Genomic DNA, 17,552 nt, shown 5'->3' on the forward strand with positions numbered 1-17,552 from the left:
CTGAGCCGGGGGGCGGTTCGACGTGCGTTTGCTGTTTGCCTTGCTGCTGTTCTTGTCGGCGACCGCCACCGCGGTGGCGGAGCGGCGCGTGGCGCTGGTCATCGCCGAAGACGACTACCGGCTGGTGCGGCCGCTCGCCAATCCCATCCATGACGGCGAGGCGATGGAAGCGGCGCTGAAGAAGCTCGGCTTCGAGGTTGTGCTCGAAACCAACCGGGATCTCAGGCGCATGCGGCGCGCGCTCGACGATTTTCGCGACGATGCCAAGGGCGCCGACGTCGCTCTGGTTTATTTCTCCGGCCATGGCGTCGAAATATCAGGCGACAACCGGCTGCTGCCGGTCGATGCCGACGCCTCCTCGCTTGATGCGCTGGACAAGACCAGCCTGCCGCTGGAAGAGGTGCGCGCTGCCGTCGCCGCCACCGCCAAGGTCGGGCTGATCGTGCTCGACGCCTGCCGCAGCGACCCCTTCTCGGGAGGCAGCGGCGACGGGCGCGGCGCGACCTCGCTGGCCAAGGACATTGCCGATAAGGTCAAGCCGGGCCTCGGCCGCATTGGGCGGGCGGAAAACATCCTGTTCGCTTTCTCGGCAGCACCCGGCGAGACGGCCGCCGACGGAACCGGCGACAACTCGCCGTTCACGACGGCGTTGACCAAATATCTCGGCACCGACGGGCTCGAAATCCGCTCGGTGCTGACGCTGGTGCAGCAGGAGGTTTATGACCTGTCGCGCGGCAAGCAGCTGCCCTATGTCGAGAGCGGCCTGCCGAAGCTGTTCTTTGCTGCTACCACCAAAGAGCAATTGCCGGAGCGTGAACGGCTGCTGCTGGCGATGGCCGATGTGACGCCGGAAATGCGCGGCGAGGTCGAACAGATCGCCAGCGATGCCGACATGCCGCTGGCGCCGCTCTATGGCGCGCTGCTGTCGAAGGATCTTGCCTCACTCGGTCCCGAGCAGCGCTCGGCCAAGCTGAGGGAAGCCGCGGATGCCTTCGTCAAGGTGCAGCGGGAAATGACCACGCTGGCCTCGGGTGATCCGGAGGTGACGCAGCTGCGGCAAGAGGCGGAACGGCAGCTCTCGCTCGGCGCTTTCGACGCCGCTCGCGCCAAGCTCGCCGAAGCGGCGGGAATCGACAAGGATTCGCGCCAGCGGCTCAAGGCCAACTATGTGGAACGCACGCTTTCGGAAGCGGCAACCCATTCGCTGGAAGGCGGCGCGGCAAGCGCTTTGCTCCGGTACCAGTTGGCCGCCGATGGTTATGAGAAGGCGACAGCGCTCTATCGCGAGGTCAATGGCGAGGGCATTCCAGCTGACGATCGGCTGCAGCAGCTTCTCACGCTTGCCCGGCTCGGCGACGTCTATACGACGCTGGGCAGGCTGGATGAAGCTGGCAGGACCTACAAGGAATGGAACGAAGCATCGACAAGGCGCGCCGGTACCGATCCGAAGAACACCTTCTGGCAGCGGGACGTTTCGCTCAGTCTGGACAAGATGGGCGATACCGCCGTCGCCCAAGGCAAGCTCGCCGATGGCCTTGCCGATTACCAGGCATCGGCCGATATCGCCGAGAAGGTGGCTGCCGCGGCCCCGACCGAGCTCGAATGGCAGAGCGATCTTTCCTTTGCCTATGACCGCATCGGCTACGTCATGCGCTCACAAGGCAACCTCAAGGATGCGATGCCCTATTACCAGAAGGCGCTGGACATCTCCAAACGGGTGGCCGGGCTCGAACCGGACAACGTTGCCTGGCAGCGCCGGCTCGGCGTGGCCCACGACACGATCGGTGACGTGCTCATCATGGAGGGCGACTACAGCCGGGCGCTCGACGCCTTCAGTTCGGGCTTTGCAATATGGCGGAAGCTGACGGAGCTGGATCCCGCCAATCTTGCCTGGCAACGCGACCTGTGCGTCTCCTACACCAAGATCGGCGACAGTTTGCAGATATTGGGCGACTATAAGAACGCCATCGTTTCCTATCAGGCCGGCTTGAGCGTGAGTTCGGCGCTTGCCAGCGCCGATCCTGAAAATCTCGAAGGTCAGCGGGATCTCGCGATCCTGCATGACAGCATCGGCGACGCGCAGCTCAATCTGCAGGCAAATGCGGAGGCTCTCGCCGCATTCAACGAGGCCAACCACATCTGGGAAACGCTGGTCACGACCGACCAGAGCAACACGCGATGGCTGCGCGATCTTGAAATCAACTACAGCAAGCTGGGCGACGCGCACCTGGCGAATGGCGAGCCGGAAGCAGCGCTGTCCGCCTACAAATCGGCACTCGATGCATCTCTCGCCCTCACCGGAAACGACGCCAGCAACAGCCTTTGGCAACGCGATCTGGCGATCAATTGCGGCAAGATCGGCGATCTCCTGGCAAGATCGGGCAACAAGGATCTCGCGGCCCAATTCTTCCAGCAGTCGCTCGATATCTCCGAGCGCTTCTCTGCCATCGATCCGGACAATTCGATGTGGCTGCGCGATATGATCATCGACCATTTCAAAATGGCCGAGATGGGCCTTGATGTCCGTTCCAACTTAACGACGGCCCTCAAGATTGCGTCCGGCATGCAGCAGGCGGGAATCCTCTCGCCCACGGACGCCTGGATTCCGGATGAATTGCGCAGGCGGCTCAAGCTGCTGGATGCCCCGGCCAAATGAGGAAGCCAGCACCGGAAACCCTGGCGGGTGACGCTGCCTGAAAGAGCCGGTTTTCGGCCTGGCTTGCTCGCGCCATAAAGAGGTGGAATGGTCGGCAAACGACTGAGCCGGGGGCGGTTCGACTTGCGCTTGCTGTTTGCCTTGCTGCTGATGATTGCGACCACTGCCACGGCGGTGGCGGAGCGGCGCGTGGCGCTGGTCATGGCCGAAGACGACTACCGGCTGGTGCGGCCGCTCGCCAATCCCATCCATGATGGCGAGGCGATGGAAGCGGCGCTGAAGAAGCTCGGCTTCGAGGTCGTCCTTGAAACCAACCGGGATCTGCGGCGCATGCGGCGCGCGCTCGATGATTTTCGCGAGGATGCCAAAGGCGCCGATGTGGCGCTGGTCTATTTCTCCGGCCATGGCGTCGAAATATCAGGCGACAACCGGCTGCTGCCGGTCGATGCCGACGCCTCCTCACTCGACGCGCTGGACAAGACCAGCCTGCCGCTGGAAGAAGTGCGCGCTGCGGTGGCCGCCACCGCCAAGGTTGGGCTGATCGTGCTCGACGCCTGCCGCAGCGATCCGTTCTCGGGCGGCAGTGGCGGGGGTCGCGGCGCTACCACGCTGGCCAAGGATGTCGCCGACAAGGTCAAGCCGGGTCTCGGCCGCATCGGGCGGGCGGAAAACATCCTGTTCGCTTTCTCGGCAGCACCCGGCGAGACGGCCGCCGACGGAACCGGCCAGAACTCGCCCTTCACGACGGCGCTGACCAAATATCTCGGCACCGACGGGCTGGAAATCCGCTCGGTGCTGACGCTGGTGCAGCAGGAGGTTTATGACCTCTCCCGCGGCAAACAGCTGCCCTATGTCGAGAGCGGCCTGCCGAAACTGTTCTTTGCCACTGCGGCCAAGGAACAGCTGCCGGAGCGCGAACGGCTGCTGCTGGCCATGGCCGATGTGACGCCGGAAATGCGTGGCGAGGTCGAGCAGATCGCCAGCGATGCCGACATGCCGCTGGCGCCGCTCTATGGCGCGCTGATCGGTTCCGACACCAGCCATCTCTCTGCCGACAGCCTGAACGCCCGGCTGCGCGAGGCGGCCGACGCCTTCGTCAAGGTGCGCAGTGAAATGAAGACGCTCGCCTCCGACGACCCGCAGGTGACGGAGCTGCGCCGGCAGGCCGAAGAGCAGCTTTCGCTCGGCGCCTTCGATGGCGCCCGCGCCCTTCTCGCCAAGGCCGCCGACATCGACAATGTTTCGCGTCAGGCGCTGAAAGTCAATTTCGTCAGCCGGACCCTGTCCGAGGCCGCGACGCGCTTCCTCTCCGGCGGTGCGGCGCGCGCCGACCTAGACTACGCCACCGCCATTGGGGACTATGAATCGGTGCTGGCGCTGTATGGCGAGGCCGGGCAGACCTCGCTCAACCTGGAACAGGCCGACCGCCAGAGCCGCACGCTGGAGGAACTCGGTATTCTCTATACGACGGTCGGCAATGTCGAGGCGGCCGGCCGCGCCTTCGCAGCCCTGTTGGCCAATCTCGAGCAGCGGTCGCGTCAGGAAACCGATCCCAGCGTCAAGCGCGATCTCGCCATCAGCCATATCAAGCTCGCCAACACTGAGATGGCGCAAGGCGACCTGCCGACCTCGCTGGAAAACTATGAGGCGGCCAGGGGCATGCTGCAGAATCTGACCGCAAGCGTGCCGGACAAGAAAGGCTGGCTCGGCGATCTTGCCATGGCCAATGACAAGATCGGCAACGTGCTGGCGACGCAAGGCGACGTGGCTGCGGCGGCCCAGGCCTATCAGCAAAGCCTGTCGATCAAGCAGAAATTGGCCGATGCCGAGCCGAACAGCGCCTATCTGCTGCGCGACCTGACCATAACCTATGACGAGATCGGCGACCTTGCCCGTACCGCCGGCCAGTTGGACGGCGCCCAGACGGCCTTTGAGGAGAGCCTGAGAATTCGGCTGGTGCTGGCCGAGAACAAACCCGGTGACCCGGAGCGCCAGCGCGCTGTCGCTGTCAGCCACGACAGGATCGGTGACGTGCTGCGCCTGCGCGGCGACCCCGCCGGTGCGCTCGTGGCCTACAACAAGAGCCAGACGATCGCCGAAGACCTGGTGCGCCGTGACCCTAACGACACCGACTTGAAGCGCGACCTGTCGATCGGTTACGCCAAGATCGGCAACGCGCTCAACGATCAGGAGAACTGGCCGGCAGCGCTGGCTTCCTATCAGCAAGCACTGGCCGTGACGCGTGAACTTGCCGCTGCTGACCCCGGCAACACCGAATGGCAGCGCGACCTGTCGGTCTGTCTGGAAAAGGTTGCCGGTGTGCTTGATACCCAGGGCAATGTCGGCGACGCACTGCAAAACTATCAGGACAGCCTTGCCATCGCCGACCGGCTGGCGAAGCTCGATCCAGGTAATTCCGACTGGCAACGCGACCTGTCGATCACCCTGTCGGAAATCGGCATGCTGGAGACCAAGCAGCGCCATTTCGAGGTCTCCAAGAAGGCTTTCGAAGCGAGCCTCGGCATCCGCCAGAAACTGGCCCAGTCCGATCCGAACAATGCGATCTGGCAATTTGATCTGGTACAGGCCTACATCAACTATGCGTATGTGGCCAAGGATCCGAAGGCGGTGCTGACGAAGGCGCTGAACCTGACGCTGGAGCTCGACCGCACGGGTCGGCTGGCGCCCCGGGACAAATCCACGATCAAATATTTGCGCGGCCTTCTCGCCAAATTCAACGGCCGGAAAAAATAGCCGGCTGCCGGCCCGGGATTTGGGTCGGAAATGCCCGCAAACCTTGGAAAAACCGCCTTTAGCGCCTATATCTGTACTATATCAGACGCGCGATTCGGGGCCGATTTTTCGCGCTGTACAAACGGCATCTAGACAACAGGTTTTCATGAGCGACCAGACCGAGAACACAAACGGCGCCGAAGCCGAATACGGCGCCGATTCCATCAAGGTTTTGAAGGGGTTGGACGCTGTCCGCAAACGCCCCGGCATGTATATCGGCGACACCGACGACGGTTCGGGCCTGCATCACATGGTCTATGAGGTGGTCGACAACGCCATCGACGAGGCCTTGGCCGGTCACGCCGACCTCGTCACCGTAACGCTCAACCCCGATGGTTCGGTGACGGTGATCGACAATGGCCGTGGTATTCCGACCGATATCCACACCGGCGAAGGCATTTCGGCTGCCGAAGTGATCATGACGCAGCTGCATGCCGGCGGCAAATTCGACCAGAACTCCTACAAGGTGTCTGGCGGCCTGCATGGCGTCGGCGTCTCTGTGGTCAACGCCCTTTCGGCATGGCTGAAGCTGAAAATCCGCCGCAATGGCCAGATCTTCGAGATGAGCTTCACGCACGGCAATGCCGATGCGCCGTTGAATGCGACGGGCAGCTACGAACAGGACAAGCAGCCGGGCACCTATGAGGGCCGCAGCGGCAGTCAGATTACCTTCTTCCCGTCATCCGAAACCTTCACCATGGTCGAGTTCGACTTCGGCACGCTGGAGCACCGGCTGCGCGAGCTCGCCTTCCTCAATTCCGGTGTGCGCATCATTCTGACCGATGCCCGCCACGCCGATATCGTTCGGCATGAGCTGCACTATGATGGCGGCCTCGAAGAGTTCGTCAAATATCTCGACCGGGTCAAGAAACCGCTGATCGAGAAGCCGATCGCCATCAAGGCCGAGCGCGACGGCATCACCGTCGAAGTGGCGATGTGGTGGAACGACAGCTACCACGAGAACGTGCTGGCCTTCACCAACAACATCCCGCAGCGCGATGGCGGCACCCACCTGGCCGGTTTCCGTGGCGCGCTGACGCGCCAGATCACCGGCTATGGCGAGTCCTCGGGCCTGACCAAGAAGGAAAAGGTCTCGCTGATCGGCGACGATTGCCGCGAAGGCCTGACGGCCGTGCTGTCGGTCAAGGTTCCCGACCCGAAATTCTCCTCGCAGACCAAGGACAAGCTGGTTTCGTCGGAAGTGCGTCCGGTGGTCGAGGGGCTGGTCAACGAGGCCCTCGGCACCTGGCTGGAAGAACACCCGACCGAGGGCAAGGTGGTCATCGACAAGGTGATCCAGGCCGCGGCGGCGCGTGAAGCGGCGCGCAAGGCGCGCGACATCACCCGCAAGAGCTCGCTCGGCGTCACTTCCTTGCCGGGCAAGCTGGCCGACTGCCAGGAGCGCGATCCGGCGAAATCCGAAATCTTCATCGTCGAGGGTGACTCGGCCGGTGGCTCGGCCAAGGGCGGCCGGTCGCGGCAGAACCAGGCCATTTTGCCGCTGCGCGGCAAGATCCTCAATGTCGAGAGGGCGCGCTTCGACCGCATGCTCGGCTCCGAGATGATCGGCACCCTGATCACCGCGCTCGGCACCTCGATCGGCAAGGACGAGTTCAACGCCGACAAGCTGCGCTACCACAAGATCATCCTGATGACCGACGCCGACGTCGACGGCGCCCACATCAGAACCCTGCTGCTCACCTTCTTCTTCCGGCAGATGCCGGAGCTGATCGAGCGCGGCCATCTCTACATCGCCCAGCCGCCGCTCTACAAAGTGACGCGCGGCAAGAGCTCGCAATATATCAAGAATGAGAGCGCCTTCGAGGAGTTCCTGATCGATTCCGGGCTGGAGGAAGCTTCGCTTACGCTGGGTTCGGGCGAAGTGCGGATCGGACAAGATCTGCGCGGCGCCATCGAAGACGCGCTGGCTGTGCGCCAGCTCATCAACGGCCTGCACACACGCTACAACAGAGGCGTCGTCGAACAAGCCGCGATCGCCGGCGGGCTCAACCCCGACGTCTTCAATGATCTTGGTGGCGCCAACGCCATGGCGGAGCGGATTGCGCAACGCCTCGACATCATCGCCGAGGACACCGAGCGCGGCTGGACCGGCCGCATGTCGACCTCGAATGACGGCAGTGGCGGCTATGTATTCGAACGCACCGTGCGCAGCGTCAAGGAATACGCCCATCTCGACATGGGGCTGATCAATTCGGCCGACGCCCGTCAGCTCGACCGCTACGCACAGCGCCTCAGCGAGGTCTACGGGACGCCGCCGGTGCTGCGCCGCAAGGATGTGTCCGAAATCGTCTCGGGGCCGCTGGCGCTGCTCAACGCCGTCTTTGCGACCGGCCGCAAGGGCCTGACCATGCAGCGCTACAAGGGTCTCGGTGAGATGAATGCCGAACAGCTGTGGGAAACCACGCTCGACCCGAATGTGCGTTCGCTGCTGCAGGTCAAGGTCAACGATGCGACCGACGCCGACAGCCTGTTCTCGCGGCTGATGGGCGACGAGGTGGAGCCTCGGCGCGAATTCATCCAGGACAACGCATTGTCGGTGGCCAATCTGGATATCTGATCTCGATATCGATCTCTGGCATTGGCGCGCCGCGGCGCGCCAATTGTGTCGTCTGTACCAATAAAATCATTTTACACCCCGCCGGAACGGAAGGCCTCCGACGACATTGTGACAGCATCGATCACAATTTCTCACAGGAGGCCTTTCATGGGACGTGGCATTTTGCTCTGGTTGCTCGGTATTCCGATTCCGATCATCATCCTCATCATGCTTTTCGTACGGTAGGGGGCGTTGATGCAGTCCACCGTATCGGCTATCGACCTGTCCGCTTCAGAAGAATCATCCGCCACAGCCGTCAGCTGGGGGCCGATCATCGCCGGCGCCTTCGCGGCCTCTACCCTGACCTTTATCCTGATGCTGCTCGGCTCAGGGCTTGGGCTCAGCATGGTTTCGCCATGGTCAGGGTCCGGCGCGTCGATCACCACCTTCGCGGTGTCCACCGCCATCTGGCTGATCATCGTGCAATGGCTGTCCTCCGGCGTCGGCGGCTACCTTGCCGGACGCCTGCGCACCAAATGGGTCGGCATCCACACCGACGAGGTGTATTTCCGTGACACCGCTCATGGCTTCCTTGCCTGGGCGTTGGCTACATTGCTTGTCGTCGGCGTGCTTGGCTCGGCGCTTTCCGCAGCTCTTGGTACAGGCGTACAGGCGGTGTCAACAGTAGCGTCGGGTGCCGCCATGGGTGCATCGGCCGGCGCTTCCGCCAATGCCGGTGGCGCATCGACCGATAATGCGACCTCCTATCTGGTGGATTCGCTGTTCCGCCCTGCCGATCCGAGCAAGCTCGCGGCGGCTGGTCCGGACGGTAATGCCGCCGCGGTCGCCCAAGCTTCACGCATCCTGGTCGCCAGCGCGGCCGGCGAGATTTCGGCTGACGACAAGACCTATCTGTCGCAACTGGTTGCCGCCCGCACCGGCCTGTCCGAGGCCGACGCCAAGGCGCGGGTCGATGCCCTGGTTGCCAAGGTCGAGGACGCCAAGGTCAAGGCCAAGCAGGCCGCCGACACCGCCAGGAAGGGCAGCGCGACCTTTGCTCTGCTCGGTGCCTTGTCGCTGGTCATCGGTGCCTTCATCGCCAGTGCCGCGGCCGCTCTCGGCGGCAGGCAGCGCGACGAAGAGGAAGCGGTGTTCCTGACCACCCGCTGAAACTGACTACACCGCCAAAAAAGATAAGCCCGGCGTGAAGCCGGGCTTTTTTGTTGCGGGAGTTTGCGGCTGGATCAGTGATCCATGGCCTTGACGATTTCCTCTGTCATCTTCTTGGCGTCGCCGAGCAGCATCATGGTGCCGTCCTTGTAGAAAAGCGTGTTGTCGATGCCGGCATAGCCGGAGCCGAGCGAGCGCTTGACGAACAGGCAGGTGCGCGCCTTGTCGACGTCGAGGATCGGCATGCCGTAGATCGGCGAGGACTTGTCGTCACGGGCCGAAGGGTTGGTGACGTCGTTGGCGCCGATGACATAGGCGACATCGGCCTGCGCGAATTCGGAGTTGATGTCCTCGAGCTCGAACACTTCGTCATAAGGCACGTTGGCTTCGGCCAGCAGCACGTTCATGTGGCCGGGCATGCGGCCGGCGACGGGGTGTATGGCGTATTTGACGTCGACGCCGTTGGCCTTGAGCTTGTCGGCCATTTCGCGCAGCGCATGCTGCGCCTGGGCAACCGCCATGCCGTAGCCAGGCACGATGATGACCTTCTGCGCGTTCATCATCAGGTAGGCGGCGTCGTCGGCCGAGCCCTGCTTGACCGTGCGCTCGATGCCGTCGTCCGCCGCAGCAGCAGTCTCGCCACCGAAGCCGCCGAGGATGACCGAGATGAAGCTGCGGTTCATGCCCTTGCACATGATGTAGGACAGGATCGCGCCGGACGAGCCGACCAGCGCGCCGGTGATGATCAGCGCCAGATTGCCGAGAGTGAAGCCGAGTGCAGCCGCTGCCCACCCGGAATAGGAATTGAGCATCGAGACGACGACCGGCATGTCGGCGCCACCGATCGGGATGATCAGCAGGATGCCGAGCACCAGCGAGGCGGCGACGATCAGCCAGAACACCAGTTTGGACTCGGTGCCGACCAGCAGAACGATCAGCACGATGAGCGCGATACCAAGGGCTGCGTTGATGAAGTGGCGGCCGCCGATCATGATCGGCTTGCCGGACATGCGGCCGTCGAGCTTGAGGAAGGCGATGACCGAGCCGGTGAAGGTGATGGCGCCGATGGCGACGCCAAGGCTCATCTCGATCAGCGCCTGGGCATGGATGTCGCCCGCCGTGCCGATGCCAAAACTCTCCGGCGCGTAGATGGCCGCGGCCGCGACCATGACGGCGGCAAGGCCGACGAGGCTGTGGAAGGCAGCAACCAGTTGCGGCATCGAGGTCATGGCGATGCGGCGCGCTGTGACGGCGCCGACGCTACCGCCAATGGCGAGGCCAAGCACGATCAAGCCGTAGCGGCCGGCCGACGGGACAAACGGAATCGCCAGCGCTAGCGTGGTGGCGATGGCGATACCCATGCCGATCATGCCGTACATATTGCCCTGGCGGCTGGTGGTCGGATGCGACAGGCCGCGCAGCGCCATGATGAACAGGACGCCGGAGACCAGATAGAGGAAGGACGCGAAGTTGGCGTTCATGGCGCTCTACTTGTCCTTCTTCTTGTACATGGCCAGCATGCGCTGGGTGACCAGGAAGCCGCCGAAGATGTTGACCGAGACCAACATCAGCGCCACGAAGCCGAAGCCTGCGGCGACACCGGAAGCCGCGATACCGACCGCAAGCAGCGCGCCGACGACGATGACCGAGGAGATGGCGTTGGTGACCGCCATCAGCGGCGTGTGCAGTGCCGGCGTCACCGACCAGACAACGTAGTAGCCGACGAAGATCGCCAGGATGAAGATGGCGAAACGGAACACGAAGGGATCGATGGCGCCGCCGGAGAGCGCGTGCGCGGCGTCACCCGCCGCATCGGCACCACCTGGAGCGTTGGCCAGGTTCTGCACCGCAAGCCTGACGGCGGCACTTGCCTGGTCGAGCTGGTCGAGGGCTTTCTGCAGGGTCTGATCCATCACGCTGTGCCTTTCGACTTGGACGCGGGCGACTTGGATGCGGCAGTTTTCTTTGCCGCTGCCTTTTAGGCGCGGCAGGCGCGGAAGCATCGGCGACCATGGTCGTGGCCGGGATCGCCGCGGGTTCGACATGCGGCTGCTGGTCGACCTTGGCGAAGGCCGGATGAACGACCTTGCCGCCATCGGTCAGCATCGTCGCCTTGACCAGATCGTCATCGCGGTTGATGGCAAGCGTCTTGGTCGTCTTGTCGACCAGCGTCTCGAGGAAAGCGAACAGGTTCCTGGCATAGAGTAGCGAGGCGGATGCGGCGACGCGGCCGGGCACATTGAGGTGGCCGACGATCTTGACGTTGTTTGCCGTGGTGACGACCTTGCCGGCTTCAGCGCCCTCGACATTGCCGCCGCGCTCGACTGCCAGATCGACGAGCACCGAGCCCGGCTTCATCGAGGCGACCATCGCCGCCGACACCAGCTTCGGCGCCGGGCGGCCGGGGATCAGCGCCGTGGTGATGACGATGTCCTGCTTGGCGATGTGCTCGGCGGTGAGCGCCGCCTGCTTGGCCTGGTATTCCTTCGACATTTCCTTGGCGTAGCCGCCGGCTGTCTCGGCGGCCTTGAACTCGTCGTCCTCGACGGCCAGGAATTTTGCGCCGAGCGAGGCGACCTGTTCCTTGGCGGCGGGGCGCACGTCGGTGGCGGTGACGACCGCGCCGAGGCGGCGCGCCGTGGCGATCGCCTGCAGGCCGGCGACGCCGACACCCATGATGAAGACCTTCGCCGCCGGCACCGTGCCGGCCGCCGTCATCATCATCGGCAAGGCGCGATCATACTCCGAAGCGCCGTCGATAACCGCCTGATAGCCGGCAAGGTTGGCCTGCGAGGACAAGACGTCCATCGACTGCGCGCGGGTGATGCGCGGCATGAATTCCATCGAGAACGCAGTCACCCCGGCTTTGGCCAGAGCCGCTACTGCGGCATCGTTGCCGTAGGGATCCATGATGGCGATCACCGCCGCGCCGGATTTGTAGCTCTTCAGCTCGGCGTCCGTCGGCCGGCGAACCTTCAGCACGACATCGGCCCTGGCGACATCGGAAGCCTTGCCGATGGCAGCACCTGCCTTGGCGAACTCTTCGTCCGGGATGCGCGACCTTGTGCCGGCACCGGTTTCGACAATCACATCGAGGCCCAGCCCCGCCAGCCGCTTGACCGTATCGGGCGAGGCCGCGACCCGCGGCTCGTTCGCATCAAGCTCACGAGGGATGAAAACCGTCTGTCCCACCGCATGATCCTTTCGGCTGGAACCTGTTTGCGCAAAGTGTCGGCCGGAATATCCGGCAACGTCAATGGCAACGGGGTTTTGGAAGGTCTATCGCAGAATGAAGGCGCCGACGGCCAGTATCAGGACGAACAGGATAAGCGCCGAGAAGAAACCGGCCGCAAAGAAGCCGAAAGCCATCGCGATGAGCAACGCGCCGCAGAAAAGCGATCCGTATTTGGCCAGCGCGAGAAAGCCCGCATAGGTGCGGTCATGTTCGGCATAGTCCATCTTCGCGCCCAGTTCGACAGGACCGGTCGGCGAGTGATCAGCCATAGGAATACCCCTTCGAAGACATCTTTCAGGCACATACCGAAAAGCCGGGCCGAGAGCAATGGCGCTATTGCCGCATTGGGGCCGACAACTGCCTCAAGGGAAAATTGAAACTGCCGGCCGATCCCTTGCATGATAGGAGCCCTGCCGTGGCCGTCCACCCGCATCATGTGAACCTCGTTGAACCTGCTGTGAGAATTTGGCGGTTCTGGACGTTGTCGCGAGGGACTATCGTCGCCGCATGAACGGCGGGTTGAAGCGCAATGATCATACCCACACAGACATTTGACTGGAGCGGCACGACCATCGCGTGGGGAACCGCCGGCTCAGGCCCGCCGATCGTGCTCGTGCACGGTACGCCGTTCTCCTCGCATGTCTGGCATCGCGTCGCACCGGAACTGGCGCGCGACCATACGCTGTATTTCTACGATCTTCCCGGATATGGGCGATCCGACAAACGGGAAGGCCGGGACGTTTCGCTGGGCATCCAGAACAAGGCGCTGGCGGCGATGCTGGCCTTCTGGAAACTCGACCGGCCCAAGATCATCGCCCATGATTTCGGCGGCGCCACGGCGTTGCGCGCGCATCTGATCGACGGTTGCGACTATGACAGGCTGCTGCTGATCGACCCTGTGGCGGTGCGGCCGTGGGGTTCGCCCTTTGTCCAGCATGTCCGTCAGCATGAGGCCGCCTTCGTCGGCATGCCGGACTACATACAGGTTGCGATCCTGAAAGCGTATATCTCGGGCGCCGCGGCCAAATCTTTGTCCGACAGCGATCTGGAACCCTATATCACGCCATGGACCGGACCCGTTGGCCAGCCGGCTTTCTATCGGCAGATCGCCCAGATGGATCAGCGTTTCACCGACGAGGTCGAACCGCTCTACGGCAAATTCCGCTGCCCAGTCGCGCTGCTGTGGGGAGAGGAAGACCGCTGGATACCGCCGCAAAGCGGCCAAAGCTCGCGGCCATGCTGCCGAATTGCGGCCTGACGCTTATTCCGGGCTCCGGCCATCTGATGCAGGAAGACGCGCCGGAGGCGATCGTCGCCGCGGCGCTGCGCTTCTTCGCCGGCTGACAGTCAATGCTGACGCAATTCCCAAGGGAAAGCGCTATGCGGTTTTCCCGGGAAAACCGCTTCACACTTTTCCTGGGATTGCTCCGGCTTCAGCCGGCAAGATGCGGGAAAAGCCCGAGCAGTCCAACGACGATCAGATAGAGCGCGACGATATAGTTCAGCAGTCGTGGCATGACGAGGATCAGCACGCCGGCGATCAGCGAGATAAGCGGCGTCAGCGCGAGCTGGGAAATATGCATGTCGGGGTCCTTCTGGCAGATCCGATGGGATGACAAAGGCAGAGCGGAGGCGCGCCGCCGTCATCAGAACGCGGATCTGGCCGGAAGGCTCCAGACGCCTTGCAAAAATAGGGGCGCCTACGCGGCGGCGCGATAATATTTCGCTGTCGGCACGATGGACAAGGGTGTCAGTCGATTGATGGCCGGATTGCCAAACATCAGCCGCTGTTCCATGGGCGTCGACCTGAAGAACGGGAACCGTTCGAGTGTCTGGTGCATATTTTCGCCGGCAGGGATTTCGAACAGGGCGATCCGGGTAAGAACGCCGGGAAATTCCTTAGCCTCGGTCCGCTGTATGGCATTGAAATAACGTGAATAAAAATTGGAATGCTCGACCTTGACCGGTGTCAGCACCGAGTTCTGGCCAAAATAGAGCGAGGCCACCATGGCAAGCCTGAGTGTCAGGAACGGCAGCACTCCGGGCGCCGGCGCGCTGTCGGGATCGGTTGCAAACCGGGTTCCGTCGATAAAGGTTTCTCCGCGGGCAAGTCGCTCGAGCAATATTTCCGGATAGGCATCGACGGAGGGCGAATTCGGGTGCTCGCTGGAAATGTAGTGGAAGCGGATCGTGCTGACCAATTCGCCGTAGAAATAGACCCCGAACCGGTAGGAATTGGGCAGATTGTCCCAGCGATCCTCGAACATCCCGCTGGCGATTGGGCCGCACATGCCCGAGCGCAGATAGGATTTGTAGCGAAGCCGGTAAATCGCCTCCAAATCCTCGCCTCCGGTAATGAGGCGATAATCGACATGCTCCAGCAATTGCATCATCGATCGGTTCAGCACCGAATCCCCGGCTGCCCTGACCACGCCAGACGCATCCCTTGCAGGCCTTGCAGCTTCCATTATCTGTCCTCGAAATTCCGCCTGCGGATAGGCTATTCGAGTCAAAATGAGACACAAGCTGAAATTTAGATGTTGTTGATTTACCTTATGTTAACCTTAACGGCTGAACACTTATCTTAGAATGCCCTAATGAACAATGCGCCGGAGAAGGATGGGGTCATGGCCTCCGGGACATTGCACCTCCATCGACAACCAGGTGCGTGAGCTAGGCTATATCAGGCTGAGGATCATCTTGGCGCCCGCGCCTGGCAGTGCTTGAAATCACGGCACTAATTGGGCTGTCCGTTTGCCGGTGGGACGCAGGTCAGCGGCGAATGGCCAGGTGACATTCGACATGGTCTCGATACCCGACGCACTGAGCGCGGCACCGAACAGGAAGCCTTGCACGAGATCGGGTTTGACCTGCAAGGCCAGGATCTTGAGCTGCTCAAAGGTCTCGACGCCTTCGACGGTCACGGACAGTCCCAGTGGCCGCGACAGGTTGACGATGCCCTTGAGCAGTTCCAACGAACGCGGATTCTGGGTGACATCTATCAGGAACGAGCGGTCGATCTTGATCTTGTCGAGCGGCAGCTTGTGCAGGTAGCTCAGGCTCGAATAACCGGTGCCGAAATCGTCAAGCGCGATGCGAACGCCAATCTGCTTCAACTCCTCGATGTACTGCCGCGTCAACGACTTGTCGTCGAGCAGCGCGGTTTCAGTGACCTCGATCTCCAGCCTGCCGGCGGCGAGACCGGAACTGGCCAGCGCATCGCGAACCTTCTGGATGACGTCGCGATTGCGGAAATCCTTGGCTGACAGGTTGACCGAGACACTGGTCTGATCCGGCCATTTGGCGCATTCGGTGCAGGCTGCCTGCAACACGAAGGTGCTGATCTCGGAAATGATGCCCATTTCCTCGGCGAGCGGAATGAAGATGCCGGGCGAAATCGGCCCGAGATCGGGATGATCCCAACGGCACAGCGCCTCGCAGCTGGCGATGCGCATGGTCCTCATCGACACGATAGGCTGATAGACGACCCGCAGGCTCTTGCTTTCCACCGCGCTGCGCAGATCCGCCTTCATCAGCTGGCGGTTGCGGAACGCCGCGTCCATTGCCGCCTCGAACAGCCGCCAGCCGTTCTTGCCAAGCTCCTTGGCCTTGTAAAGCGCCAGATCCGCCTTGACGATCATGGCGTCGACATCGCTGTCCTTGACCCGTGCCAATACCGCGCCGCCGCTGGCCTGGATGCGCAGCCCATGGCCGGCGACGTCCACCTCGCCCTGCAATGCCGCAAAGATCTCGTCGATCTGCGCGGTCAGATCGCTTTCATCCTCGATGCGGTCGAAGAAGACCATGAATTCGTCGCCGCCGAAACGGCTGACGGTGATGCCTTGCCCCGCAACGCCGGCGAGACGCTCGGCAACCGCGTAGATCAACCCGTCGCCGATCGGATGCCCGAGCGTGTCGTTGACGCTCTTGAAATCATCGAGGTCGAGCACGGCCAGACCGCAGAGACGGTCGCGGTCTCCGGACGCCATCGCCTCGCCGACGAGTTCATGGAAATAGGCGCGATTGGGCAGGCCGGTGAGATTGTCGTAGCGCGCCATGAAGCGGATCTTGTCTTCCGCCTCGACACGCGCCGTCACGTCCTCGAAGGTAATGACCCCCAACTCCTGGCTGCCTTCGCGGGCCGAGAATTCATAGTGCTGGCCGTTGGCGAGGGACACGAGCACCTTGCGGTCGCGGCCCTCGCGCAGGGCGCGTGTCAGCTGGGCCTCGATATAGCGGCAATCCTTCGGCGCCAGCATGCCGCCGGCGACACCACGCATCAAAAGACCGTGGATCGATCGCCCGAGCAGCGCATCCCCGGACTTGAGCGACATCAGATGGGCGGCTTCGGCATTGGCGACCGCCACGCGGCCGTTGGGGCCGAGCATGACAAGGCCGTGCGACATGGTGTTGAGAGCGCGATCGAACCTGTGCGCCAGCTTCCTCGCTTCCTTGTGGCCGATGACCGCCGAGAAAAGCACGTCGCGGACGTGGTCGGCGCTGTTGATCGTGATGAACGTCAGCGGGATGATCATCAAGCCCAGAACGACCGAAGGGACATCCATGCGCAGCAGGAGTGCAAGTGCTGCCGGGCCAATGAAGGTCACGGAGAAAATCCGCACCATGAGCGGAGACCCGTAGTTCCGGCCAACAACCGTCACCAAGGTTGCGATGGCCAGCGACGTCGCGGCCAGTTCGGCAAAGGGATCGGGATAAACATAGATCGATATGAAGCACAGCGCGCCCAACCCGAGGCCCTGCAGGCTGCCCTTGAGGATGTAGTTGCGCTCCCAGCGCTGCGCCTCTTGGACATTGGCTATTACACCGCCCGCCTTTCGGAAGTCACGAATGCCGAAGTAGCGGAAAAGGCTGATGGACAGCAGAGTAAAAGAGAAAGCCAGGAACAATGGATTGTGCGTGCGGAAGTAGATCATGAATCCGAGGATCCAGTAGCAGACGCCGCCAATCACCAGCATGTGGGCGTTGTCGAACAACGACCGCACAAACTGGATGTAAACATCCGCCGGGATGTTTTCGGTCTTTGTTCTGCCCATGTCGTCGGCCCAACGCTAGGCCTCGTCATCCCACATCCGCCTTAAGAAAGGCTTAGAACAGTGGTTTCGGCTCGGTTGCCGAAGGCG

The 17,552-nt window shown here is 62.5% G+C and carries 13 protein-coding genes; 6 read left to right on the forward strand and 7 right to left on the reverse strand.

Annotated elements, in window-relative coordinates:
- Positions 1–22 precede the first annotated feature (22 nt).
- From AC0V7N_RS02265 to AC0V7N_RS02280, 4 genes are all read left to right on the forward strand, one after another.
- Positions 23–2,656: a caspase family protein gene (locus AC0V7N_RS02265; protein ID WP_496627682.1), complete on the forward strand. Its 2,634-nt coding sequence runs from the start codon at positions 23–25 to the stop codon at positions 2,654–2,656.
- Positions 2,657–2,743: 87 nt separating this feature from the next.
- Positions 2,744–5,410 (forward strand): caspase family protein, encoded by a 2,667-nt coding sequence (locus AC0V7N_RS02270; RefSeq protein WP_475454325.1) that lies wholly within the window; start codon positions 2,744–2,746, stop codon positions 5,408–5,410.
- A 145-nt stretch (positions 5,411–5,555) separates the two neighbouring features.
- Positions 5,556–8,027, forward strand: a complete 2,472-nt coding sequence (gyrB, locus tag AC0V7N_RS02275) for a DNA topoisomerase (ATP-hydrolyzing) subunit B (protein WP_496627683.1) — start codon at positions 5,556–5,558, stop codon at positions 8,025–8,027.
- A 234-nt stretch (positions 8,028–8,261) separates the two neighbouring features.
- On the forward strand, positions 8,262–9,176 hold the full coding sequence (locus tag AC0V7N_RS02280; protein WP_475454329.1) for a hypothetical protein: 915 nt from the start codon (positions 8,262–8,264) through the stop codon (positions 9,174–9,176).
- A 74-nt stretch (positions 9,177–9,250) separates the two neighbouring features.
- Here AC0V7N_RS02280 and AC0V7N_RS02285 read toward each other — a convergent pair whose 3' ends face one another.
- The 4 genes from AC0V7N_RS02285 to AC0V7N_RS02300 all read right to left on the reverse strand — a co-directional run bounded on the left by AC0V7N_RS02285 (position 9,251) and on the right by AC0V7N_RS02300 (position 12,680).
- On the reverse strand, positions 9,251–10,657 hold the full coding sequence (locus tag AC0V7N_RS02285) for an NAD(P)(+) transhydrogenase (Re/Si-specific) subunit beta (protein WP_475454331.1): 1,407 nt from the start codon (positions 10,655–10,657) through the stop codon (positions 9,251–9,253).
- Between the two features lie 6 nt (positions 10,658–10,663).
- The gene (locus AC0V7N_RS02290; RefSeq protein ID WP_140660057.1) at positions 10,664–11,089 is read right to left on the reverse strand and encodes an NAD(P) transhydrogenase subunit alpha part 2; all 426 of its coding nucleotides are present in this window, start codon (positions 11,087–11,089) and stop codon (positions 10,664–10,666) included.
- A complete protein-coding gene (locus tag AC0V7N_RS02295) occupies positions 10,977–12,368 on the reverse strand; it encodes a Re/Si-specific NAD(P)(+) transhydrogenase subunit alpha (RefSeq protein WP_475454333.1) in 1,392 nt (463 codons plus the stop codon). The genes AC0V7N_RS02290 and AC0V7N_RS02295 overlap by 113 nt, the downstream gene beginning before the upstream one ends.
- An 87-nt stretch (positions 12,369–12,455) precedes the next feature.
- Positions 12,456–12,680 (reverse strand): aa3-type cytochrome c oxidase subunit IV, encoded by a 225-nt coding sequence (locus AC0V7N_RS02300; RefSeq protein ID WP_172220556.1) that lies wholly within the window; start codon positions 12,678–12,680, stop codon positions 12,456–12,458.
- A gap of 260 nt (positions 12,681–12,940) precedes the next feature.
- Between AC0V7N_RS02300 and AC0V7N_RS02305 the strand changes: the two genes are divergently transcribed.
- Entirely contained in the window at positions 12,941–13,669 is a 729-nt protein-coding gene (locus AC0V7N_RS02305) for an alpha/beta fold hydrolase (protein ID WP_475454335.1), read from the forward strand.
- The gene (locus tag AC0V7N_RS02310) at positions 13,648–13,755 is read left to right on the forward strand and encodes an alpha/beta fold hydrolase (RefSeq protein WP_475454337.1); all 108 of its coding nucleotides are present in this window, start codon (positions 13,648–13,650) and stop codon (positions 13,753–13,755) included. The genes AC0V7N_RS02305 and AC0V7N_RS02310 overlap by 22 nt, the downstream gene beginning before the upstream one ends.
- Before the next feature lie 89 nt (positions 13,756–13,844).
- Here the strand turns inward: AC0V7N_RS02310 and AC0V7N_RS02315 are convergent, their stop codons facing one another.
- From AC0V7N_RS02315 to AC0V7N_RS02325, 3 genes are all read right to left on the reverse strand, one after another.
- Entirely contained in the window at positions 13,845–13,994 is a 150-nt protein-coding gene (locus tag AC0V7N_RS02315) for a DUF3096 domain-containing protein (protein ID WP_080680904.1), read from the reverse strand.
- 117 nt (positions 13,995–14,111) lie between these two features.
- Entirely contained in the window at positions 14,112–14,843 is a 732-nt protein-coding gene (locus AC0V7N_RS02320) for an N-acyl amino acid synthase FeeM domain-containing protein (protein WP_475454340.1), read from the reverse strand.
- A 297-nt stretch (positions 14,844–15,140) separates the two neighbouring features.
- Positions 15,141–17,465 carry an EAL domain-containing protein gene (locus AC0V7N_RS02325; RefSeq protein WP_496627684.1) on the reverse strand — a complete coding sequence of 775 codons (2,325 nt, stop codon included), beginning with the start codon at positions 17,463–17,465 and terminating at the stop codon, positions 15,141–15,143.
- Positions 17,466–17,552: the final 87 nt, after the last annotated feature.

Source organism: Mesorhizobium kamtschaticum (genome assembly GCF_056174585.1).

Excerpts from the sequence above, each read along its gene's own strand:
- AC0V7N_RS02270 (WP_475454325.1), top strand. The coding sequence starts at position 2,744 with ATGGTCGGCAAACGACTGAGCCGGGGGCGGTTCGACTTGCGCTTGCTG.
- gyrB (WP_496627683.1), top strand. The coding sequence starts at position 5,556 with ATGAGCGACCAGACCGAGAACACAAACGGCGCCGAAGCCGAATACGGC.
- AC0V7N_RS02280 (WP_475454329.1), top strand. The coding sequence starts at position 8,262 with ATGCAGTCCACCGTATCGGCTATCGACCTGTCCGCTTCAGAAGAATCA.
- AC0V7N_RS02285 (WP_475454331.1), bottom strand. The coding sequence starts at position 10,657 with ATGAACGCCAACTTCGCGTCCTTCCTCTATCTGGTCTCCGGCGTCCTG.
- AC0V7N_RS02290 (WP_140660057.1), bottom strand. The coding sequence starts at position 11,089 with ATGGATCAGACCCTGCAGAAAGCCCTCGACCAGCTCGACCAGGCAAGT.
- AC0V7N_RS02300 (WP_172220556.1), bottom strand. The coding sequence starts at position 12,680 with ATGGCTGATCACTCGCCGACCGGTCCTGTCGAACTGGGCGCGAAGATG.
- AC0V7N_RS02305 (WP_475454335.1), top strand. The coding sequence starts at position 12,941 with ATGATCATACCCACACAGACATTTGACTGGAGCGGCACGACCATCGCG.
- AC0V7N_RS02310 (WP_475454337.1), top strand. The coding sequence starts at position 13,648 with ATGCTGCCGAATTGCGGCCTGACGCTTATTCCGGGCTCCGGCCATCTG.
- AC0V7N_RS02315 (WP_080680904.1), bottom strand. The coding sequence starts at position 13,994 with ATGCATATTTCCCAGCTCGCGCTGACGCCGCTTATCTCGCTGATCGCC.
- AC0V7N_RS02325 (WP_496627684.1), bottom strand. The coding sequence starts at position 17,465 with ATGGGCAGAACAAAGACCGAAAACATCCCGGCGGATGTTTACATCCAG.